Source organism: Nonomuraea sp. NPDC052116 (assembly GCF_040680035.1).
Taxonomy (GTDB): Bacteria; Actinomycetota; Actinomycetes; order Streptosporangiales; family Streptosporangiaceae; genus Nonomuraea; species Nonomuraea angiospora_A.
Genome location: NZ_JBFAWA010000068.1, coordinates 1 through 21,169, shown reverse-complemented (window position 1 = coordinate 21,169; position 21,169 = coordinate 1). Strand labels below are relative to the sequence as shown.

The 21,169-nt window shown below is 68.5% G+C and carries 25 protein-coding genes; 19 read left to right on the top strand and 6 right to left on the bottom strand.

What is annotated here, in order from left to right:
• The first annotated feature begins 5 nt into the window (after window positions 1–5).
• Entirely contained in the window at window positions 6–1,142 is a 1,137-nt protein-coding gene (locus AB0L65_RS60765; protein WP_364266482.1) for an acyl-CoA dehydrogenase family protein, read from the top strand.
• Between the two features lie 25 nt (window positions 1,143–1,167).
• Here the strand turns inward: AB0L65_RS60765 and AB0L65_RS60760 are convergent, their stop codons facing one another.
• The 3 genes from AB0L65_RS60760 to AB0L65_RS60750 all read right to left on the bottom strand — a co-directional run bounded on the left by AB0L65_RS60760 (window position 1,168) and on the right by AB0L65_RS60750 (window position 4,122).
• On the bottom strand, window positions 1,168–1,362 hold the full coding sequence (locus tag AB0L65_RS60760; RefSeq protein WP_364266479.1) for a ferredoxin: 195 nt from the start codon (window positions 1,360–1,362) through the stop codon (window positions 1,168–1,170).
• Entirely contained in the window at window positions 1,359–2,486 is a 1,128-nt protein-coding gene (locus tag AB0L65_RS60755; RefSeq protein ID WP_364266476.1) for an aromatic ring-hydroxylating dioxygenase subunit alpha, read from the bottom strand. The genes AB0L65_RS60760 and AB0L65_RS60755 overlap by 4 nt, the downstream gene beginning before the upstream one ends.
• An 85-nt stretch (window positions 2,487–2,571) precedes the next feature.
• Window positions 2,572–4,122, bottom strand: a complete 1,551-nt coding sequence (locus AB0L65_RS60750; protein WP_364266473.1) for an AMP-binding protein — start codon at window positions 4,120–4,122, stop codon at window positions 2,572–2,574.
• A 59-nt stretch (window positions 4,123–4,181) separates the two neighbouring features.
• Between AB0L65_RS60750 and AB0L65_RS60745 the strand changes: the two genes are divergently transcribed.
• The 10 genes from AB0L65_RS60745 to AB0L65_RS60700 all read left to right on the top strand — a co-directional run bounded on the left by AB0L65_RS60745 (window position 4,182) and on the right by AB0L65_RS60700 (window position 10,880).
• Complete coding sequence (locus AB0L65_RS60745) at window positions 4,182–4,805, top strand: TetR/AcrR family transcriptional regulator (protein WP_364266469.1); 624 nt, start codon at window positions 4,182–4,184, stop codon at window positions 4,803–4,805.
• On the top strand, window positions 4,802–5,875 hold the full coding sequence (locus tag AB0L65_RS60740; protein ID WP_364266466.1) for an amidohydrolase family protein: 1,074 nt from the start codon (window positions 4,802–4,804) through the stop codon (window positions 5,873–5,875). The genes AB0L65_RS60745 and AB0L65_RS60740 overlap by 4 nt, the downstream gene beginning before the upstream one ends.
• An 11-nt stretch (window positions 5,876–5,886) precedes the next feature.
• The gene (locus AB0L65_RS60735; protein WP_364266526.1) at window positions 5,887–6,180 is read left to right on the top strand and encodes an iron-sulfur cluster assembly protein; all 294 of its coding nucleotides are present in this window, start codon (window positions 5,887–5,889) and stop codon (window positions 6,178–6,180) included.
• Between the two features lie 260 nt (window positions 6,181–6,440).
• A complete protein-coding gene (locus AB0L65_RS60730) occupies window positions 6,441–7,661 on the top strand; it encodes a cytochrome P450 (RefSeq protein ID WP_364266463.1) in 1,221 nt (406 codons plus the stop codon).
• Window positions 7,661–7,858 carry a ferredoxin gene (locus tag AB0L65_RS60725; RefSeq protein ID WP_364266460.1) on the top strand — a complete coding sequence of 66 codons (198 nt, stop codon included), beginning with the start codon at window positions 7,661–7,663 and terminating at the stop codon, window positions 7,856–7,858. The genes AB0L65_RS60730 and AB0L65_RS60725 overlap by 1 nt, the downstream gene beginning before the upstream one ends.
• A 103-nt stretch (window positions 7,859–7,961) precedes the next feature.
• Complete coding sequence (locus AB0L65_RS60720; protein WP_364266457.1) at window positions 7,962–8,708, top strand: glucose 1-dehydrogenase; 747 nt, start codon at window positions 7,962–7,964, stop codon at window positions 8,706–8,708.
• A 153-nt stretch (window positions 8,709–8,861) separates the two neighbouring features.
• Window positions 8,862–9,536, top strand: coding sequence for a hypothetical protein (locus tag AB0L65_RS60715; protein WP_364266454.1), 675 nt, complete (start codon window positions 8,862–8,864; stop codon window positions 9,534–9,536).
• Complete coding sequence (locus AB0L65_RS60710; protein ID WP_364266451.1) at window positions 9,533–10,162, top strand: cytochrome c oxidase subunit 3; 630 nt, start codon at window positions 9,533–9,535, stop codon at window positions 10,160–10,162. Before AB0L65_RS60715 ends, AB0L65_RS60710 begins: the two co-directional genes overlap by 4 nt.
• Window positions 10,163–10,172: 10 nt before the next feature.
• The gene (locus tag AB0L65_RS60705; protein ID WP_364266448.1) at window positions 10,173–10,451 is read left to right on the top strand and encodes a cytochrome C oxidase subunit IV family protein; all 279 of its coding nucleotides are present in this window, start codon (window positions 10,173–10,175) and stop codon (window positions 10,449–10,451) included.
• 96 nt (window positions 10,452–10,547) lie between these two features.
• The gene (locus AB0L65_RS60700; RefSeq protein WP_364266445.1) at window positions 10,548–10,880 is read left to right on the top strand and encodes an FCD domain-containing protein; all 333 of its coding nucleotides are present in this window, start codon (window positions 10,548–10,550) and stop codon (window positions 10,878–10,880) included.
• Here AB0L65_RS60700 and AB0L65_RS60695 read toward each other — a convergent pair.
• On the bottom strand, window positions 10,863–11,576 hold the full coding sequence (locus tag AB0L65_RS60695; protein WP_364266442.1) for a hypothetical protein: 714 nt from the start codon (window positions 11,574–11,576) through the stop codon (window positions 10,863–10,865). The genes AB0L65_RS60700 and AB0L65_RS60695 overlap by 18 nt on opposite strands.
• A 568-nt stretch (window positions 11,577–12,144) precedes the next feature.
• Here AB0L65_RS60695 and AB0L65_RS60690 point away from each other — a divergent pair.
• The 5 genes from AB0L65_RS60690 to AB0L65_RS60670 all read left to right on the top strand — a co-directional run bounded on the left by AB0L65_RS60690 (window position 12,145) and on the right by AB0L65_RS60670 (window position 17,177).
• Complete coding sequence (locus AB0L65_RS60690; protein ID WP_364266439.1) at window positions 12,145–12,300, top strand: alpha/beta hydrolase fold domain-containing protein; 156 nt, start codon at window positions 12,145–12,147, stop codon at window positions 12,298–12,300.
• A 73-nt stretch (window positions 12,301–12,373) separates the two neighbouring features.
• On the top strand, window positions 12,374–13,552 hold the full coding sequence (locus AB0L65_RS60685) for a low temperature requirement protein A (protein WP_364266436.1): 1,179 nt from the start codon (window positions 12,374–12,376) through the stop codon (window positions 13,550–13,552).
• A 108-nt stretch (window positions 13,553–13,660) separates the two neighbouring features.
• On the top strand, window positions 13,661–14,185 hold the full coding sequence (locus tag AB0L65_RS60680) for a 2Fe-2S iron-sulfur cluster-binding protein (protein WP_364266523.1): 525 nt from the start codon (window positions 13,661–13,663) through the stop codon (window positions 14,183–14,185).
• On the top strand, window positions 14,182–15,123 hold the full coding sequence (locus tag AB0L65_RS60675) for a xanthine dehydrogenase family protein subunit M (protein ID WP_364266433.1): 942 nt from the start codon (window positions 14,182–14,184) through the stop codon (window positions 15,121–15,123). Before AB0L65_RS60680 ends, AB0L65_RS60675 begins: the two co-directional genes overlap by 4 nt.
• Window positions 15,120–17,177 (top strand): xanthine dehydrogenase family protein molybdopterin-binding subunit, encoded by a 2,058-nt coding sequence (locus AB0L65_RS60670; RefSeq protein ID WP_364266430.1) that lies wholly within the window; start codon window positions 15,120–15,122, stop codon window positions 17,175–17,177. The genes AB0L65_RS60675 and AB0L65_RS60670 overlap by 4 nt, the downstream gene beginning before the upstream one ends.
• A gap of 6 nt (window positions 17,178–17,183) precedes the next feature.
• Here the strand turns inward: AB0L65_RS60670 and AB0L65_RS60665 are convergent, their stop codons facing one another.
• The gene (locus AB0L65_RS60665; protein WP_364266427.1) at window positions 17,184–18,119 is read right to left on the bottom strand and encodes an AraC family transcriptional regulator; all 936 of its coding nucleotides are present in this window, start codon (window positions 18,117–18,119) and stop codon (window positions 17,184–17,186) included.
• 64 nt (window positions 18,120–18,183) lie between these two features.
• Between AB0L65_RS60665 and AB0L65_RS60660 the strand changes: the two genes are divergently transcribed.
• The 3 genes from AB0L65_RS60660 (at window position 18,184) to AB0L65_RS60650 (ending at window position 19,987) form a co-directional block, all read left to right on the top strand.
• On the top strand, window positions 18,184–18,543 hold the full coding sequence (locus tag AB0L65_RS60660; protein WP_364266424.1) for a transposase family protein: 360 nt from the start codon (window positions 18,184–18,186) through the stop codon (window positions 18,541–18,543).
• Window positions 18,544–19,077: 534 nt separating this feature from the next.
• A complete protein-coding gene (locus AB0L65_RS60655) occupies window positions 19,078–19,872 on the top strand; it encodes a site-specific integrase (protein WP_364266421.1) in 795 nt (264 codons plus the stop codon).
• Window positions 19,766–19,987, top strand: a complete 222-nt coding sequence (locus AB0L65_RS60650) for a hypothetical protein (protein WP_364266418.1) — start codon at window positions 19,766–19,768, stop codon at window positions 19,985–19,987. The genes AB0L65_RS60655 and AB0L65_RS60650 overlap by 107 nt, the downstream gene beginning before the upstream one ends.
• Window positions 19,988–20,246: 259 nt before the next feature.
• Here AB0L65_RS60650 and AB0L65_RS60645 read toward each other — a convergent pair whose 3' ends face one another.
• Entirely contained in the window at window positions 20,247–21,125 is an 879-nt protein-coding gene (locus AB0L65_RS60645; RefSeq protein ID WP_364266415.1) for a hypothetical protein, read from the bottom strand.
• Between the last annotated feature and the right edge of the window lie 44 nt (window positions 21,126–21,169).

Here is a 21,169-nt window from a genome sequence, read left to right as displayed (position 1 = left end):
CGAGGATGGACTTCCGGTTCACCGAAGAACAGCAGCTGTGGAGCGATACGCTGCACGCCTTCATGGAGCGCGAGGTAGGCCGGGAGTACATCCGCAAGCACGACGAGTCCCGCGAGTTCCCGGACGAGGCGTACCGGAAGATCGCCGACCGAGGCTGGCTCGGCCTGCTGATCCCCGAGCAGTACGGCGGCCTGGACGCCGACCCCGTGATGTACGCGATCTTCTGCGAGGCGATCGCGAAGTACAGCCTCGACTTCGCCGCGGCGGTGATGACCTCGATGTTCACCGCGACGAACATCGCCAACCACGGCACCGAGGAGCAGCGCGAGGCGTACCTGCCGGGTTTCCTGCAGGGCCGCACGAAGTTCAGCATCTCCATCACCGAGCCGGGCGCCGGGTCGGACGCCGCGAGCCTGCAGACGAAGGCGGTCGCCGACGGCGACCACTGGGTGCTCAACGGCAACAAGGTCTTCTGTTCCGGCGCGCACCTCCCGGACACGATCATCACGGTGCTGGCGCGTACCGGCCCGGACAAGCACCAGGACCTGAGCCTCATCCTGGTGCCGAACACGGCGCCGGGCGTGGACATCCGGAAGCTGAACACCATCGTCCGCCGCAGCCTCGGCACCACCGAGATCTTCCTGACCGACGTCCGCGTGCCGAGGGGGAACATCATCGGCGAGCCCGGCACCGGGTGGGCCTACATCGGTGAGCACCTGGAGTACGAGAGGCTGAGCCTGGCGGCGTCCTACGTCGGCAACGCGCGCACCGCACTTGACGACACCATCCGGTACACCAAGAGCCGGACCCAGTTCGGCCGGACGCTGTCCTCCTTCCAGGTGCTCAAGCACCGGATGGCGGAGAACGAGTGCGAGGTCGAGGCGGCGCGGCTGCTGGTCTACAACGCGGCGACCAGGATGGCCCGTGGCGAGCGTGCGCTCAAGGAGGTGTCGATGGCGAAGGTGTTCGCCGCCGACACCGCGTTCAAGACCTCGTTCAACGGCATGCAGGCTCTGGGTGGATACGCCCAGCTGCCCGAGTACGACATGGAGCGCTATTTCCGCGAGGCCAAGCACGCCATGGTCGGCGGCGGCGCCAACGAGATCCAGCGCAGCATCATCGCGAAGGAGATGGGCCTGTAGCCGGGGCGGGTGCCACCCGCCCCGGCTACTCGACGAACGTGATGGACTCGGTCGGGCAGTCGTAGGCTGCCCGCCGCAACCCGTCCAGTCCGCCCGGTTCGACGTCGTCGCGCCTGAGCACGACGAGCCCCTCCTCGTCGAGGTCGAAGACCGACGCCAGCGCGAGCACGCAGTTGCCGTACCCCTGACAGGTCGAGCGGTCCACCTTGATCGTGGTCATCGCGGCGCTCCCTCTCCCAGCCGCTTCGCGATCTCCTCGTGGAAGGCCGTCAGCCTGCTCTCTGCCGTGTTGAACATGTTCCGGGTGAAGCCCAGCGAGCCGATCACGGTGGCGAAGTCGTCGATGACCGCGGAGTCCTCCGCGAGCACTTCGAGGAACTGATCCCAGTCCCGCCGGTTGTGGCGCTCCCACTTCTCCGCCGGCATGCCGTTCGGCGGCGGGCCGACCACCTCGTACGCGCAGAGCAGCGTCTCGCCGACCGAGATCGGCCACGCGCTCCACATCTGCAGATGCGTGGGGAAGCAGCTGAAGATCGTGTTGGGGAACGCCAGGTAGTGGCACAGATGTGAGGCGCGGTGGTCTCCGTTGTGGATCGCCTTGTCGGTGAACCCGCGAATCGGCAGGGTCATCCACGTGTGCGGTGGCGTGATCTTGAGAATGGCGTCCCGCCACATGACGAGCCCGGCGAGCGTGTCCTTGTGGGTGAAGGGCACGTGCCAGGTCTCGTTGAACCCGTCGACGACGATCTTCCAGTTGGCCTTGAGCCGCACGGACGTGCGGAACTTGGTGGTGAATCCGTCCAGCCCGTACCCGGCGAGCTCCTGGCCGATCTCGCCGAGGTACTCGCGCAAGGGCGGCACGTCGTCGGAGAAACAGAGCCAGATCCACCCGCCCCACTCCTCGTTCCGGACCGCGGGGGCCCGCAGGCCGTCCAGTTCGGCCGCGTCGAAGCTGCCGCGCAGCGGCACGCTGCTGACCGCGCCGTCCAGCCCGTACACGAAGCCGTGCCACGGGCAGGTGAAGCGGGCGTTGCCGCAGTTGCCCGAGCCGTTCACCAGCCGGGCGCCGCGGTGCTGGCACACGTTGTGCCAGGCGCTGACCGTGCCGTCGGGGAGCCTGGTGATCACGACCGACTGCCCGATCTGGTCCCAGACGACGTAGTCGCGCGGGCGGGCCACGTCCGACGACGGGTGCACGGGGAACCACGCGTGGTGGAAGATCTCGGTGAGCTCGCGCCGGTACCGGTCGGGGTCGGTGTAGACGGACTTGTCGAGCAGGCTCGGCGGCAACGGATACTGCTGTTCGGCTGGTGCCAGCTCTGTTCCCGATCTCGTCTGAGTCATAGGTGCCCACTCCTCAGGCTCGATAACAAACAAGCATTTGTTTTTAAGCTATCCCTGGCCCGCCCTGGGTGTCAACGAGCCCGGATCAAGCCGGGTCCGGTGCGGAGAGCTCGTCGCGCAGCCGCCGCTTGAGCACCTTGCCGTAGGCGTTGCGGGGCAGCTCGTCCACCCACACGACCCGCTTGGGAACCCGGTAGCCGGCGAGCTTCTCGCGGCAGCCCGCGATGATCTCCTGCTCGTCGCGGGGAGTGTCGTCGGCGACGAGCACGGCGGTCACCGCCTCGCCCCAGACGCGGTGCGGCAGCCCGACGACGGCGGCCTCGCGCACGCCGGGCAGCGTGAGCAGCACCTCCTCGACCTCCCGCGCGTAGACGTTGGAGCCGCCGGTGACGATCATGTCCTTCTTGCGGTCCACCAGGAAGAGATAGCCGTCTTCGTCCAGGTAGCCGACGTCCCCGGTGTGCAGCCAGCCGTCCCGCAGCGCCGCGGCCGTGGCCTCGGGCCGGTTCCAGTAGCCCGCCATCGTCTGCGGGGCCCGGGCCAGGATCTCCCCGGGCTCGCCGGCGGGCAGCGGCGTGCCGTCGTCGCCGGCCACGCGGAGCTCGACGCCGGGCAGGACTCTGCCGGCCGAGCGCACCAGCGGCAGGCCGGGGTCGCCGAGCGCGCGGAGGTGGTCCTCCTGGTCGAGCACCGTGACGAACATGGGCGACTCCATCTGCGCGAACGACTGGACGACGCGCCCGCCGAACGCGGCGGTCGCCTCGCGCAGCGTCCCGGGATCGATGGGGGAGCCCGCGTAGTACAGGCGGCGGAAGGCCGGCGGGGCCGTGAATCCGGCGGGTACGGCGTCCAGCAACATCCTGATCATCGACGGGACGACGAACATCCCGGTGACGCCGTGACCGCCGAGCAGCGCGGCGGTGCGGGCCGCGTCGAAGGAGCGGCAGAGCAGGTTGTGGCCGCCGGTCGTCAACGTCGGCAGGAAGAGGAAGCCCGCGCCGTGCGTCAGCGGGGCGACGTGCAACGTCACCTCTCCGTCGGCGAACCCGAGCACGTCGATGGCCGTGCCGGCGACGCTGCGCCACGAGGCGTGCGTGAGCATGACCGCCTTCGGCGAGCCGGTCGTTCCCGAGGTGTACATGAGGCTGGCGACGTCGCTCTCCCCGGCGGGTTCCGGCCCGGGAAGGGGGGTCGCGGCCGCCGCCAGATCGTGCAGCGAGGCGTCGGCCAGCAGGACGGTGAGCCCGTGCACCTCCCCGCCCCGGGGGAGTCGCGCGCCGAACTCGGACGTGGTGACGAGCACTCGCGAGCCGGAGTCGGTCAGCATGTGCAGGTAGTCGTCCCGGGTGAGCCGGACGTTGAGCGGGACGACGATCAACCCGGTCGCGAGCGCGCCCAGGAAGACGTCGACGTACGCCTGGCTGTTGTGCAGCAGGACGGCCACGCGGTCGCCGCGCCGCAGGCCGAGCCCGCGCAGCGCGCCCCCGACGGCCGCCGCGCGGGCCGCCACGGCCGCGTAGCCCAAGGTCTCGCCGGCGTCCGTCGCGTCGAGGTCGGTCACGCACGCCCGGTCCGCGTGGAACTCGGCTCCGGCCCAGAGGATCTGCGCCGCGGTGGTCGCGCTCGCATGCTTCATTGGCGCTCACTCCCGTCTCATCTTGACACCCGCGAAGGGACTATACAAACATTTGTTTTGTGCAGGAGATCGTTGCGGGAGCGGAGCAGGCGTCCGACGGGTACGCGACGATCTTCCGGGAGGCGACGCGCCTGTTCGGCGAACGGGGCTACACCGGCACGTCGATGCGCGACATCGCCAAGGCCGTCGGGATGCTCCCGGGAAGCCTGTACGCGCACATCGTCAGCAAGGAGTCGTTGCTGTTCGCCATCATCGAGGGCGGCGTCGACCACTTCAACCACGTGCTCGAAGAGGTGCGCGCGCTCAGCGACGACCCCCGGGTGCTGCTGAGGGAGGCGATCAAGGCGCACGTCCGGGTCGTCGCGGAGAACCCCGAGCGGACGTTGATCGTGTTCCACCAGTGGCGCTTCCTGGGAGCCGAGAACCGGGCCCGACTGCTGGACAAGCGCGCCCGGTACGAGCGGTTCTTCACCGAGACGCTGCGGGCCGGGGTGCGTGCCGGGGTCTTCGACGCCGGTCTTGACGAGCGGATGGTCGTGTTCGGGCTGCTCGGCGCGCTCAACTGGACTCCGGAGTGGTTCTCGCCCGACGGCCCCGCGACGGCGGACGAGATCGGGGAGAAACTCGCGGACGCGCTGCTGAACGGGCCGTTGATCCGGGCTTACCCACGGGAGGATGGATGATCGACGACGGTGTCGTGGTGGACTCGGTGGTGCACCCGTACAATCTCGCGCTCGCCAACCAGGACCCGCTCGGCCGCGAGCAGCTGGAGTCGGTGTACGCCGCGCACCTGCTCGCCACCGGCGAAGAGCACCGGGACTTCCAGCTCAGCCGTGCGGAGTTCTTCTCGGACTTCCCGTACGAAGCCATCGCGGACGCGCTGTTCGTGGAGAGCCCGGTCGACCTGGCGGTCATCCACGCGCTACCGAACCTCGGCTTCGCGAAGGGGCACGTGACCGACCCGGAGCGGGCCGCGGCCTTCCGCGACCGCCACCCGGACCGGTTCCGCCTGTACGCCACCGTGGACACGCCGGTGACAGACGCGGCGATCGTCCAGTTGGAGCGGCAGGTTCGCGAGTTCGGCGTGGACGGGCTGAAGCTCTACCCCGCGTTCTTCTACGGCGGCAGGGGAGAGGGCTGGCGGATCGACGGGCCCGACTTCGCCACACCCCTGCTGGAGGCCGCGCGCGACCTCGGCATCCGCCACGTCGCCGTGCACAAGGCACTCTGGCTGCCGCCGGCGCCGCGCGGCGCGTTCGACGTCGACGACCTGGAGGCCGCGCCGGCGCGGTTCCCCGAGCTCACCTTCCAGATCGTGCATGCCGGCGCCGCGTTCCTGGACAAGACGGCGGCGCTGCTGGCCCGGCACCGCAACCTCTACGCGACGCTGGAATCGGTGTTCGCCTATGCGGTGGTCCGGCCGGACGCGTTCGCCAGGATCCTCGCCACGCTCATCGGCGCGGCCGGCGTCGACCAGCTGCTGTACGCGAGCGGCGCCAATCTCAGCCACCCCGCGCCCCTGCTCGCCGCGTTCGACGGCTACGAGTTCCCCGACCGCGTCCTGGCCGAGCACGGCATCCCGCAACTGACCGCCGCCGACCGGAGGAAGATCCTCGGCGGCAACGCGCTGCGGATGCTCGGGTTGGACGAGGATGCGGTATGTGAGCGGGTGGCGGACGACGAGTTCGCGATGCGGCGAGCGGCGGCCGGACCCCGGCCGTGGAGCCGGCTCCGCGTTCCGGGCGGGCGGTGAGCGCCGTGGCGATGCCGTCGGAGGAGGCGATCCGCGCCCGGTTGAGCAAGATCCCAGAACCCTGCGCGGTTCTGATGCGCGTGCCGCTGGACATCTCCCAGATGGGACTGGTGGACAAGGTCGAGTGCGTGGACGGCCGCGTCCGGGTCGAGCTCGTGCTGACGGATCCGTCGTGCGTGCACTTCACCGGCCTGCGCCGCTACATCGTCGACGTCCTGAGCGAGCTGCCCGGGGTCGAGGCCGTCGAGGTCGCGATGTCCACGACCATCTTGTGGACCCCTGACCGCCGCAAAACAAACGACTGATTGTTTTTCGGCGGCCAGGGGTCCGTGCCGAGAGTCGTCGGCTGCTTCGCGATTTTCTACAAAAGGGCATGTCGCCGTGCCTATCTTGGGCTCTGCCCGGTCCTTCACGGGCCCAAATCGCTCGGCCGCTATTGACACGAACATGGCCGTAGACAAACATTTGTTTTGAGCGTGTGACGCCCGCCACACCCCCACCGGCGGGGCCGACCGGGGCGTCGAGCACCGGCATCTCCATGTCGAGAACCCACGGAGGCCTCCTCGTGACCGCGACTCAACCACACTCCACCCGAGACCACTTCCACGACTTCGATCTCGACTCCCAGGAGTTCAACGAGGACTTCGTCGAGGTCATCGACGACCTGGTGCAGCACTGCCCTGTCGCGAGAAGCAACGTCGGGGACGGCTACTACGTCGTCAACAGGCAGGAGGACGTCCGCACGGTCGGCCAGAGCTGGGAGACGTTCAGCAGCGCCGAGGGCTTCCAGCCGAACCGCCCCGAGGGCATGGCGTTCATGTACCCCGAGGAGTCCGACCCGCCGTACCACAACCGGTGGCGCAGCGCCCTCAACGGCTACTTCAGCCCCCGCGCCGTGCGGTCCTACGAGGGCTCCGTCCGGGAGCACGCCAACGACCTGATCGATCAGTTCATCGAGCGCGGACAGTGCGACTTCGTCGCGGACTTCGCCGCCACCCTGCCCGGCCGCGTCTTCTTCTCCAGCTACATGGGAGTGCCGATCGAGGACCTGCCGCCCCTCATCAAGGCGATCGACGACGCGTTGTTCGGTCCGCTGGAGGGACGCGCGCAGGGCTGGGGCACGGCGCTGGGCTACATCAACGCCTACCTGGAGCGGCGCCTGAAGGAGGAGCCGCGGGGCGACTTCGTCGACGCGGTGCTGAAGGGGGTGGAGCTCGACAGCGGCGAGCCGTGCCCGTGGGAGCACAAGGTCAGTGTCGTGACCGACCTCCTGGCCGGCGGCCTGGGGACGACGACCTACCTGCTCGCCGGCATGGCCTACCACCTCGCGACGCACCCGGAGGACCGCGCCCGGCTCGCCGCGGACCCCGCCCTGCACGACAAGGCGATCGAGGAGTTCGTCCGCGTCTACGCGCCTGTCGTGGCGCTCGGCCGGATCGTCCGCCAGGACGTCGAGGTCGGCGGGCACACCTTCAGGAAGGGCGACTGGGTGATGCTGAACTACGCCGCCGCCTGCCGGGATCCCCGCGTCTACGACAACCCGAAGGAGGTCGACATCGACCGTGACCTCCCGGTGAACGCCGCCTTCGGGTTCGGCCCCCACCGGTGCATCGGCTCCCACCTCGCCCGGCTCGAGGGCAAGGTCGTCATGCGGGAGCTCCTGCGCCGCATGCCGGACTTCTCGCTGGAGCCGGGCGCCGAGATCACCTACACCACCGGCCTCACCCGCGCGATGAACAACCTCCCCCTGATGTTCCGGCCCGGCCGCCGCGACAGCGCGTCCTGATGAAGTACACCGTTGACGGGTCGCTCTGCTCCGGGCACGGTCGCTGCTACATGATCGCGCCGGAGGTCTACGAGTCCGACGACGACGGGTTCAACGCCCACCTCGACGAGCCCGCCGAGGTCCCCGCGGGCCGGGCTGCGGCAGCCAGGGCCGGGGCCCATGGATGTCCTGAACGGGCCATCACCCTGCACGCGTGATCGTCCGACCGCATCCCACTCCACGCGGCGCACGCCGCCACCGACAGGAAGGGGCCGCCCGCCGAGGAGGCGGCCCGCTGACCCAGCAAGGAAGGACACCATCATGGGCAAGCTCGACGGCAGGGTGGCCATCGTCACCGGCGCCGCGCAGGGTATGGGCGAGGCGCACGCGCGGCGGTTCGTCGCCGAAGGCGCGAAGGTCGTGCTGACCGACATCAACGAGGAGCGCGGGCAGCTGATCGCCAAGGAACTGGGCGACGACGCGCTGTTCGTCCGGCACGACGTGACGTCCCTGGCCGAGTGGCAGCAGGTGCTCCGGCAGGCCGAAAGCGCGTTCGGCACGGTGACGATCCTCGTGAACAACGCCGGGATCCTCGGCCCCATCGCCGGGACCGCCGAACTGGACGAGGCCGAGTACCTCACGGTGTGCGCGGTCAACCAGCACTCCCAGTTCTACGGCATGAAGACCGTCATCCCGTCGATGCGAAGGGCCGGCGGTGGCTCGATCGTCAACATCTCGTCGATCGCCGGCCTGGTCTCCATCGTCGGCACACCGAACCTGGCGTACGTGGGCAGCAAGTTCGCCTCCCGCGGCATGACCAAGCACGTCGCCGTCGAGTACGGCCCCGACAACATCCGGGTCAACTCCGTACATCCCGGCTACATCAACACGCCCATGATGGTCGCCGCCACCGACGAGTCCGGCGGCGGCATCGCCGAGCAGGTACCGCTGCGCCGCATGGCCGATCCGGACGAGGTCTCCAGCCTGGTGCTGTTCCTCGCCTCCGACGACTCGTCGTACATCACCGGTCAGGAGCACGTCATCGACGGAGCGCTGACCGCCCAGTAACAGCCCGCGCAACAGCCGATCGAGAGGAAGGAGAACATCGTGAGCACCGCCAATGTAGCCTCGACCGCAACGGGACTGTCCGGCTCGACGGAGGCCGACCGTCGCAGTATGAGCCGCAACTCGCAGCTTCTCATCGCGTGGTGTGGGCCGGCCATGGTGGTTCTGTTCCTGATCGGGAGCGTCTGGCTCGCCAGATACTTCCCGCCCGCGATCCACCCGAGCGACTCCGCTCAGCAGGTCGCGCAGTATTACCAGGAGCACGCCACCGCTATCCGCGTCGGGCTCGTCTTCTCGTGTCTGGCGTACGCGCTGATGGGCGTCTGGGGGGTCTGCATGGCCGTCCAGACGCGCCGTAAGGAAGGGCTCTTCCCGGCACTGACCTACGTCCAGCTGACGTGCATGGCCGCGGGCACCGCGCAGATCGTCGTGAACTGCGGCCTGTGGGCGACCGCCGCCTTCCGCGCGGGCGAAGTGTCACCGGAGATCACGCAGGCCTTCAACGACGCGGCGTACATCATCCTGCTCGGCACCTGGATGCCCTTCACCATCTGGGCCATCGCGCTCGGGCTCAACATCCTGCTGGACAAGAGCGACGCTCCGGTGTTCCCCCGTTGGACGGGCTACTTCAGCATCTGGGCCGGCGTGTGCTTCATTCCCGGTGGCACGGTCTGGTTCTTCAAGGAGGGGCCGTTCAGCTGGGTCGGCGTCGTGTGCCTGTGGGTGCCGTTCGTCGTCTTCGGCATCTGGGTGCTGTACTTCAGTTACCTGTCGATGCAGAACGTCAAGCGGGGCTTCGTCCACGAGCAAGAGCCGGCCGTCAGTTCATGACCATGAATGCCTGGCCGGCGGATCCGTTCGCCTCCACGCCTCCGAAGGCGCCCGAGCGGCGCCTTCGGGAGCCCGGCCACGTACCGGGCGAGATCGGCATCTGGGTCTTCATCTTCGGCGATCTGCTGATCTTCGCCCTGTTCTTCGGTGTGTTCGTCTATGAGCGGTCGCGAAGTGCCGGCCTCTTCGAACAGGCCCGCGAGCACATGAACCTGACGTTCGGCGCAGGCAACACCCTCCTGCTGCTGACCGGCTCGTTGTTCGTCGCGCTGGGTCTGAACTCGCTGCGCCATGGAGCCTCCGGTCCCGGCTCGCGGATGATCCTCGTGACGTTGCTCTGCGGTTTCGGCTTCGTCGTCAACAAGTATCTGGAGTACTCGAACGAGATCGAAGCCGGTCATACGCCGTCGACGAACGGCTTCTTCATGTACTACTTCGTGTTCACCGGCATCCACCTGCTGCATCTGCTGCTCGGAATGGTCGCCTTGGTGATCATGTACCTGATCGCTCGCAAGCCCGCTCTGGGAAGTCGGGACCTGCGCAACCTCGAGGCCGGAGCGTGCTACTGGCACCTCATCGACCTGCTCTGGATCGTCCTGTTCGCCCTGCTCTACCTGATGAGGTGATGGGTCGCCCATGTCCTGCGAGGCTTCGAGCGGCAAGAATCGAGCGGTTGTCGCCTGGCTCGTCCTGATGGGTGCGACCGCGGTCTCCTGGTATCTCGGGGACGGTCACGGGGCCCGGCGCTTCGCCACCGTGGTCGTGCTCGCTGTCGCGTTCGCCAAGGTGTACCTCGTCGGGCGGTACTTCATGGAGCTGGGGCAGGCGCCTCGGGCGCTACGCCTGCTGTTCGGCGGGTGGACGGTGATGGTATGTGCGGCCCTCATCACGATGTTCGTCGTCACCGACGGGTGAAACCCTGGCCGGGCGTCAGCGGAGGCGCAAGCGAACTGGCTGGTCAGCCGTCTGAAGGCCGCTCGACCGGTGAGGTCGGGTCGATCCTGGGCAACCTTGATCCATGAGCGGCAGGACCTCGGCTTCGGCGAGCGGATCGAGGCCGATCTCGGCTTCCATGCCTCCTTGTGCGAGCTGACAGGCAACTCCACGCTGAGCGCCGCATGGCGCCAGCTGATCGGTCAGATCCGGATGATGATCACCGCCACCGGCCCGGATCGCGCCATGGGGCGGATGCGCTACGAGGAGCATCTGCCGATCATCGACGCCATCCGGTCCGGCGACGTCGACGCGGTGCGAGAGACGCTCACCAGCCACATGAGCGACTTCTCGCAACGCTACGTCAGCGACGCCCTCGCGAGGACCGAGGCTTCATCTCACCCGTCGTAGCGTCTCGAAGAACGCGCGCTTCGTCTTCACTTCTTCGACCATCTCTCGCAGCCGGTCCGGGTTCGGGGTTCCGTTCCCGTGCAGAAGGACGAAGTCCGACTCGGTGAGGACTTCGGGGGTGATGATGGGCGGCAGGACGAGAAAGCTGGTGCTCACCAGCAGCCGTCGGCCCTGATGGGTCACCGACTTCGCGTGCGCGATCAGCTCGTGTACGCGCGGGGCCTTGATCAGGCCGTGTGTGTAGTGCGTGTGGTGATTCACCTCGTTCGCGATCTCGATCAGGACGTGCTGCCGGCCCGACTGGAGCACCCACTGGCACACCTCGGTGATCGCGGTCCTGATCGCGTCCTCGTCACGCAGCCGATGATCCTGGCCGTGATAGAAGAGGTCGAGGATGACCACGAGGCCGAGCCGGTCGGCCTCGTCGAGGATGTTGCCGACGCGGCGCCGGTAGTCGTCTTTGAAGTGACCGTCGGCGGTGAATCCGGCGTTGTCCCACGGCTGTTCCGTGCTGTAGCCCTGGGGGCTGCCGCCCTGGATTCCGATGGTGAACGCGTTGAGCCCGTCTGCTTTCCACTGGGGCATCGCCGCGACGAACTCGCGGTTGTTACGCCCCGCGTCCCACGCTCCGGTGTCCGGGTAGGCCCACATGTGCACGGTGGCGGGGTTCGCGTCGTCGAAGGCTCCGTTGATCATCCGGCTGTTCGGCAGGAGGCCGTCGAGGGGATGTCATCGAGCTTGCGGCCGTGGTTGGCGATCTGACCGTCGATGAGGAAGCCGGCGTCCCGGATCGAGATCGTGGTCATGGGCGGTCTCCTTGGTAGGCCCTGCTGGTAGCGCTGGCCGGCTGCGCGGCAGGACGATCGTGCAGGGCGACGACCAGGCGCGCGGCGGGTGCGGCGATGACGAACGCGCTCAGCGGCTGGAGGTAGAGCAGTACGGCGCCGCCGGCGGCGATGAGAGCGGTGACGATCGCGACTAACGGATGGGTGACGATGCGCTGGCGCCTGGATCGCCTCGATCACGTCATCCCGCAGGGTGCCGCGCGTGAGGCCGTCTGGCAGCTGGCTGGGCGGACACAGCTGGAAAAGGTCCTTTACGGCGGCGACCCGGTACGCGGTCGAGCAGGGCCACGGTGTGGCGCCCGATCTGGAGCGCTGTGCGGGTGCCACCGGAATACGGCAGAAACGGGCCGCGACCTTGATCGCCGACTCCAGGACCTGGAGCGTTCACGCCCGGTTGGTGACAGTTTCCGGAGGGTCGGGTGGCGTCGATCGATCGGACGGCGTACCCGAGGTTCGCGGCGGGCCATCGCCTTCGACGCGCAGGGGCCAGCGCCGGTGGTGGCCTCGCCGCCGGGCTCACCCTGCTGGCTCGTGACCGCGGCGGCCCCTCGATCGCCGCGCAGGTACTGATCTGATGGTCAGCCGAACGGTGTGGGCCAACCTGCCGCCCGCGTTCGCCTACATCTGCCGGAGACCCAGAGGTTGATCATGAAGGTGCGACGTGGCAAGCCCCGGCCGGCCGTACGCTCGACCGGCGAGGACCACCGGGCGACGCCCTTCGAGCTGTTCTTCGACCTCGTCTACGTCTTCGCGGTCACGCAGATCACCGGGCACATGGAGCGCGAGCACAGCGCCGGCGGCGTGCTCCAGGGGCTCTTGACGCTGGCCTTGCTGTGGGGAACCTGGTCGGGTTACACCTGGCTGGGCAACCATTCACGGGCCGACGAGGGCCTGCTGCGGGCCGGGATGGTCGTCGCGATGGCGGCGATGTTCGTGGTCGCCCTGACCATCCCGGAAGCCTGGGCCGAGGGACCTGGCGGCTTGAGCGGTCCCCTCGTGCTGGTGGTGGCCTACCTGCTGGTGCGCTGGGTGCACCTCACGGTCTATGCCGTGGCCGCGGACGGTGATCCCGGCCTGCGGCGTCAGATCGCCATCACCTGGCTGCCCTTGCTGGCGAGCGCGGCCTTGCTCGTGTCCGGGGCCCTGCTCGGGAGCTGGGCACGGGTCCTGCTGTTCGGCGTCGCTCTGGTGGTGGACTGGGTCGGTATCTACTTCACCACCAGGCACGGCCACTGGCGGCTGCACAGCCCGGCGCACCTGACGGAGCGGCATGGCCTGTTCATGATCGTGGCCATCGGCGAGTCGGTCGTCGCCATCGGGGTCGGCGCCGCAGGCCAGCCGATCAGCGTGGCCCTGCTACTCGCGGCCATCCTGGGCATCGCCGTCGCGGTGTGCCTGTGGTGGCTGTACTTCGACGTGGTGTCGCGCGCTGCCGCGCACCGGCTCGGCAGCCTGCGTGGCGAAAGGCGGGTCAGACTGGCGGTCGAGGCCTACACCTACGGGCACTTCCCGATCATCGCCGGCATCGTGCTCACCGCGCTGGGCATCGAGGGCGTGGTCGCGCACGTTGACGACGGCGAGCCGCTGGGAGTGTTCTCGGCGCTCGCGTTCTACGGCGGCGTCGCGCTCTACCTCGTCGGGCATCTGCTGTTCAGGTTCCGGATGCACCACACCTTCGGCCCCCCTCAGTTGATGGCGGCCTGCGCCCTCCTGGCGGTCGCGCCGGTCGCCGCGCTGCTCCCGCCGCTTGCCGGGCCGGCCGGCGTGGTGGCTGTCCTGACTGCCCTGATCGTCGTCGAGACCCGGCGATACGCGGGGTTCCGGTGACGGTACGGCAGGCAGGAATGGGCAAGGACGCGCGAGTTTTGGGGCTCGTTCTGCCCCTGGCCTGCCTGGTTGCGTGAATCCATGCCTGTCGAGAAAGGAAGAACGATGATGAACGAGCATCGCAGCGAGATATCGCTGCGGGTCAACGACGTGACGCATCCGTTGACCGTCGACAATCGCACGACGCTGCTGGACGCGTTGCGCGAAGACATCGGCTGCACCGGACCGAAGAAGGGCTGCGACCACGGGCAGTGTGGCGCCTGCACCGTGCTGATCGATGGCAGGCGCGTGGTGTCGTGCTTGACGCTGGCGGTCGCGGCCGAGGGCGCCGCCGTCACGACCGTGGAGGGCCTTGCCGTGGATGGCGAGCCGCTGCCGATGCAGGAGGCGTTCATCCGGCTCGACGGCTTCCAGTGCGGCTATTGCACCTCCGGGCAGCTCTGCTCGGCCGTCGGCATGCTGGCCGAGCATGCGGCAGGCTGGCCCAGCGCGGTCACCGCTGATGTGTCACCGGACTGCCCGGCGCCGGCGCTGGACGCGGCGGAGGTGCGCGAGCGGATGAGCGGCAACCTGTGCCGCTGCGGCGCGTACCCGTCGATCGTGCGTGCCGTACTCGAGGTGGTGGCGGAATGAAGGAGTTCGCCTATCAGCGTGTGGTGGACATCCATGACGCGCTGATCGCAGCCGACGGCGGCGCCCGCTACCTGGGCGGCGGCACGAACCTCGTCGATCTTATGAAAGACGGGGTCGAGGCGCCCACCCACCTGGTGGACGTGCGCTTCCTGCCGCTTGACGGCATCCGCGAGACAGCGGACGGCCGGCTGGTCATCGGTGCCACGACGACCAACAGCGACCTTGCCGCCCATCCCGACGTGCGGCGACGGTATCCGGCGCTGAGCCAGGCGGTGCTGGCGGGTGCGTCGGGCCAGCTACGCAATATGGCCACGGTGGGTGGCAACCTGCTGCAGCGGACCCGGTGCGGGTATTTCGCCACGCAGGTGTGCAACAAGCGGGTGCCGGGCACCGGGTGTCCGGCGATCGCCGGGGAGCACCACAACCACGCGATCCTCGGCTGGACCTCAAGCTGCGTGGCCACCCATCCCTCGGACATGGCGGTGGCGCTGCTGGCGTTCGACGCGGTCGTGCACTACGAGACGCTCGACGGTCCCGGGGAGATCCCGCTGGCGGAGTTCTACCTGCCCGTCGGGGACACACCGCACGAGGAGTCGGCGCTGCCGCCGGGAGCGTTGATTACCGCGATCAGTCTCAGTGGGTCGTTTCCGCGGTCGCGTTATCGGAAGGTCCGCGAGCGTGCGTCGTATGCCTTCGCCACCGTCTCCATCGCGGTGGGCATCGATGACGGGGGCTCGGCGCGGATCGCCCTCGGCGGGGTCGCCTCGCAGCCTTGGCGAGCCCGGACCGCTGAGGCCGTTCTGCTGGACAATCCTGGCGATTTCCGGGCCGCCGCCGATGCCGAACTGTCCGCCGCCGAACCGCTGCCCGGCAACGGCTACAAGGTGACGCTGGCCCGCAATCTCATCGTCTCCGTCCTGAGCGAGGTGTGTGCGTGAACGCCGTCGGAGTCGCCCGGCCGCGAATCGAGGGATCAGCCAAGGTCACCGGAGCCGCACGGTACGCGGCCGACGTGCCGATCGAGGGCCTGGCCTTCGGTGCGGTCGTCCTGTCCACCGTGTCCCGGGGACGCATCCGCGACATCGACATTTCGGCCGTCCAGGACATGCCCGGCGTGCTCGGCGTGATCGACCACCGCAACGCGCCCCGCCTCAACCCGAAGGCGGGCGGCTTCTTCGGCCCGGACGGCCAGCTCCAGCTGTTGCAGGACGAGGTGATCCCCTTCGCCGGCAGGCCGGTCGCGCTGGTGGTGGCCGAGACACTGGAGCAGGCCCAGGCGGCAGCGGAGGCGCTGCTGGTCACCTACGACGAGGAGCCGCACGACACCGAGTTCAGCGCCGATCATCCGGCGGGCCGTCCGGCGATCACCCTCTTCGACGGGCCCGTGGATGTCGGTGACGTGGAGGCCGAGCTGGCCGCGTCGGCGGTGATCGTTGAGGAGCGGTATCGAACGCCTGAGGAGCATCACAGCGCCATGGAGCCGCATTCGGCGACCGCCTGGTGGGAGGGCGACCGGTTGGAGGCCATCGACTCCAACCAGGGGCCGTTCACCATCGCCGCCGCCCTGGCCACGCTGTTCTCCCTGCCGCTTGATCGGGTGCACATCCGTACCGAGCATGTTGGCGGCGGTTTCGGATCAAAGGGTCTGTGCGGCCCGCAGCTGATCCTGGCAACGATGGGTGCTCTTCGATTCCAAAGGCCGGTGCGGGTCACCCTGGCCCGCTCCCAGGTGTTCCTCTCGACCGCGATGCGGCCGGCGACCGACCAGCTGATCCGGATCGGCGCCGATGCCGACGGCAAGCTGCGGGCGATCTGGCACGAGCCGGCCTTCGAGATCTCGCCGCTGGCGGAGTACATCGAGGGCTGCACCGAGCTGACCAAGACCCTCTACGCCGCCCCCGCCATCCGGACCGGACTCACCGCGGTCCCGCTGGACATCCTGCCGCCGTACTCGATGCGGGGACCCGGCGCCGCGCCCGGATCGTTCGCCCTCGAATGTGCTATGGACGAGCTGGCCGAGCGGCTGGGCATGGATCCGCTCGAACTGCGGCTGCGCAACGAGCCGTCGGTCGGGCCTGTTTCCGGCCTGCCGTTCAGCAGTCGCAATCTGGTCGCGTGCCTGCGGGAAGGCGCGCGCCGGTTCGGCTGGGACACCCGTGATCATCGGCCGCGGCTGCGCCGGGAAGGACCGCTGCTGGTGGGCACCGGGCTGGCCGCCACGTCGTTCAGCGTCGGGGCGTTCCCGTCGTCGGCGTCGATCACCGCCGAGCCGGACGGGACCTTCACGGTGGCCATCGGCGCCACCGACCTCGGCACCGGCGCCCGCACCGCGCTGACCGCGGTCGCCGCCGACGCCCTGATGGTCGACACCGAGCGGATCCGCCTCCAGATCTCCGACAGCGCCCTCGGCCCGGCCTGGAGCGCGGGCGGATCCCGGGGCACCACCTCCTGGGCCTGGGCGATCATCGAGGCCGGGACGAAGATGCGCGAGCAGGGAGGCAGCGGGACGGTCACGGTCGACACCACCCAACTGCTCGGCGACCTCGCGTCCATGGAACGGCATGCCTTCAGCGCCGTCTTCGCCGAAGTGACCGTCGATCCGGCCACCGGCGAGGTGCGCGTGCGCCGGTTGCTCGGGATGTACGCCATCGGCCGCGTGGTCAACCCGCTCATGGCCCGCAGCCAGGTCATCGGCGGCCTGATTGGAGGGCTGTCCATGGCCCTGCACGAGGAGGGCATCCGCGATCGGGTCTCGGGCCGGCACGTCAACGCGGACTTCGCCGGCTACCACATTGCCGCGCACGCCGACGTGCCCGATATCGAGGCCGACTTCGTGTCCGACTACGAGCCCGGCATCCCCATGGGCGTCAAGGGTGCCGGTGAGATCGGCAATGTCGGTACGGCTGCCGCGATCGCAAACGCCGTTTGGCACGCCACCGGGACTCGCCAACGATCCCTGCCGATCCGCCTCGACCGCGTACTGGAGGAGTGAGCCCTGTCAGCGCGTTGATCCCGTGGCGGAAGCACGCAGACGCGAGGCGTCCTGACGGGGAGGGGCGCCGAACTGGCGACGGTACTCGCGGCTGAACTGCGAGGGGCTGTCGTAGCCCACGCGGCGGCTGACGGTCGCGATGTCGCTGGGGGCTGCAGCGAGTTGGAGCCGAGCCTGCTGGAGCCGGATCTGCTTCTGGAATTGGATCGGGCTCATCCCGGTGACGGCCTGGAAGTTGCGGTGGAAGGTCGAGACGCTCATCCCCGCCAGCTTGGCCACATCCTCGACGCGGAACGGCTGGGCGTAGTGATCGCGGATCCACTGCACGGCGAGGGCGATGTGGCTGAGGCTGCTGTCGGGGAGGCCGAACTGGCGCACGATCGCGCCCTGATCGCTGGTGATCAAGCGCCAGATGATCTCCCGCTTGATGAGCGGCGCGAGGACGGTGATGTCCTCGGGCCGGTCGAGCAGGCGCAGCAGGCGGATGACGGCGTCGAGAAGCTCGGCGGAGGCGGTGCTGACGGCCAGTCCAGGCGGCGCGCCCTCGCCGAGCTCCGGCAGATCGCCCGGCGCCGCCTGCAGCAGCACTTCGGCGACGGTTGCCTGGCACAGGGTCAGCCCGACTCCGAGCCCCGGCAGGTCCGGGCTGGCCTTGGCGAAGTGGGCGGTCACCGGCAGGTCGACCGAGGCGATGAGAAACTGCCCCTCCCGGTACTCGTACATCTGCTCGCCCAGCGCGAAACGTTTCGTGCCCTGGGCCACGATGGCCAGCACCCTGCCATAGGTCGTCGGCATCGGTGGTTGGGGCTGCTCGGCTTTGAAGATCAGGACGTCCTCGATCGAGGTGCTGAGATCGGAGCGAGCATGGCGGTTCAGGAGGTCGCGTAGCTCATCTAGGGCCATGATCCCCATCCAAACACTGGCGAGGTGCAGCAACAACAAGACAGCTCTGCCCGGCAGGGCCTCGGCGAGGTGTCGATAGCGGGCTGAGTGTCCGTTTCGCGGAGTGACTGTTGCGGTGTTGCCGATCAGTGCTGCCCTTGGCCAACTGGCCGAACATGGACCGGCGGCTGCCTCTGCCACCGACTGCGCCAGCCTGCTGGAGTGCTTCCAACGCGTTCCCGATCCTCGTGATCCGCGTGGGGTCCGACACGCCCTGGCCTCGTTACTGGCCGTCGCTGCCGTGGCGGCGCTGGCCGGCGCGCGTTCGTTCACCGCGATCGGTGAGTGGATCGCTGACGCCCCTGCCCAGGTGATGGCGGTTCTCGGCGTCCGGTGGGACCCGCTGAGCCGGGCCTGGCTGCCGCCGGACGAGTCAACGGGTGCGGCGCCTGTTCGAGCAGATCGATACCGACGCTCTGGATGAGGCGGTGTGCTCCTGGCCGGCCGGGCGAGCCGCCACGGCCAACGCTGCTGCCGGCGCCTGTGCGGACACAGCGGCACGAACGCGCCCCCAGCGCGACTGCATGATTTGAGACATGGAGCGGCGACGCCGGCGCCGGCGGCAGGAGCGGATTCGCGGGTGGTGCAGGGCCTGCTCGGGCCGCCGACACGTACACGTCGGTGCTGCCGCGGCTGTATCACGACAGCGCTCGGGCCACCGCCCGGTTTGTCCTCCAAGCAGCTCGCAAGACCACACGCAAGGTGAACAACGCACGCGCCAGCACGTGAGGCCCTGACTCACATGTGTCTCACCGTGACTCACTATCAGATGGCTCGACTACAGAATCGTGGGAACCCGCAGGTGGAGTGGGTTGCGTCCACGGACGTGCGGTAAGAGTTGATCTTCGTGTGATCCTGTTTTGCCAGGTTAAGCGGTAAGTGCCTGCGGGCCAGCACCCGCGAGGGTTACGCCGATCATGTATGCCTACATCTGATCCCGTATCTGGGCCGGATCGAGTTGGCCCAGCTGACCACCCGAGACATCGGCCGCATGTTCGTGGCCCTTGCCGGGCGGCGCACCCGCTTCGGCAAGTCGATCGCGTCCTCCACCCTGCACCGGATCCGGGCCATGCTGCGCGCGGCATTGAACGCGGCAGTGCGTGAGGGCCTGATCGCCTCCAACTCGGCACGCATGATCCGGCTGCCCGCGTCCTGTCGGCCGTATCCGCAGGTGTGGACCGACCGGTGGGTGGCCGCCTGGCGGTGCGAGGGCGAACACCCGACGGTGGCGGTGTGGACCGCCGACCAACTGGCCGGGTTCCTCGCCTTCGCCAGCAACGATCGGCTGCACGTGCTGCGGCAGTTGATCGCGCTGCGCGGGCTACGCCGCGGAGAGGCAGCCGGGCTACGCTGGATCGACCTGGACCTGGACCGGCGGGAACTGGCCGTCAACCGGCCACTGGTGCACACCGACGCCGGGCTGATCGTCTGCCCGCCGAAAAGCGCCGCCAGCCAGCGGATCATCGCCCTGGATACGGAAACCGTTCGCTTGCTGCGCCGTCATGAGCAGGCCGAGCGGCGGCGATTGGGTGACGCCTGGCGGGAAACGGGCCCGATCTTCACGTGGGTGGACGGATCTCCATTTCGGCCGGACTATCTCACCGTCCGGTTCCGTAATGCACGCGAGCGGTCTGCCCCCGATCCGATTGCACGACCTGCGCCACGGCACCGCCAGCCTCGCCTTGGCCTGCGGCTCCGACCTGCGGGTCGTGCAGGGCACGCTCGGACACGGCAGCGTCGTGGTGACCTCTGACATCTACACCTCGGTGCTGTCAGAGGTGTATCACCGCTCAGCGAAGGCGATCGCGCGGCTGGTCCTGGGCAAGGCGCGCAGAACCGCCCGCAACCTCCGGAAGGCGGCGGCCTGACGAAGTGACCCAGGTGTGACCCACATGGGTCTCACGATCAGCAAGAAACCTTCCCGTAAGGGAAGGAGCCGCAGGTGGGGGTGGTAGGGCGCCCGGGGCTCGAACCCGGAACCTACGGATTAAAAGGGGCGTGGGGCCCGGCTGCTCCAGGTCGCTGCGTACCTGGAGCGGGCCGTGCCATGGGAGCAACTTCGACGAACTCGGCGCTGACATGCTGTTTCGCTGGCGCCATATCCGAGGTCGGCATGCTCTCTGGGTGCTACAGCAGTCGTTCGCTTCGGGCGGCTGCTTCTTCTCGGGTCGCGGTGAGGAATGCTTGGCGGAGTTGTTGTTGCCGTGCATTCTCGACGTTTGCGGGGGTGGGGCGTTGGGGGTCGGCATGGTGCTGGTAGAGGCGCCAGCAGGTGTGGATGCCGTGGAGCAGGTTGTCGAGGAGGTCGGGGGCGGGCCGGGCGGGGTCGAGCGAGGTGAGGGGCAGGTAGACGCTGTCGGGGCTGAGATCGATTCCGGGGTGGTCGGTGTGCGCCTTGCTGATGAGTTCCTGGGCGACCGTGATGCGGTGTTGGACTTCGAGGATGCCGCGCAGGTGGCCGTCGGCGATGTGGAGGGCGTTGCGAATGAGGGGCATGACCACGTGCCGGGTTCGGGCGCTGGCGTTCATGGCTCTGGTGATGTCGGTGAGGCTTTCGAGGGCGAGGGGTTTGTCGTACTGCTCGGCGCTGGCGACCACCTGGATCGGGTGTATACCGGTGTGCTGGGCGGTGATGGTGACGGCGGCGTGGAACCAGTGGGCGGCGGCGATGGCGGCCGCGGTGGGATCTACCTGTGTGAAGAGGTCCTGGCTGCCGAAGGGGTTGTCGTGCAGTAGGCGGTCGGCTTGGGAGATCTGCAGGGGTGAGGTGTCTTCGCGGCTGAGGGCGACGGCTTGCTGGGCGCGGTCGGACAGGTCGCCGCGTTCGGCCTGTTCGATGGCGGCCAGTTCGGCGGCGACATCGGTGCTGACGTGCGTGGTGAGCTGAGAGGTGCCGAGCGCGCGCAGGGTACGGGCGAGGGCGTGGGCGGCTTGCTCGACCTTGGTACCGATCGGCTTGATGACGCTCAGCGAAAATGCCCAGGGCCGCTCGTTGGAAGTGCCCACTTGGTTGATCAGTACAGTACGGCTTTAGCTGGTGTTTGTCACGG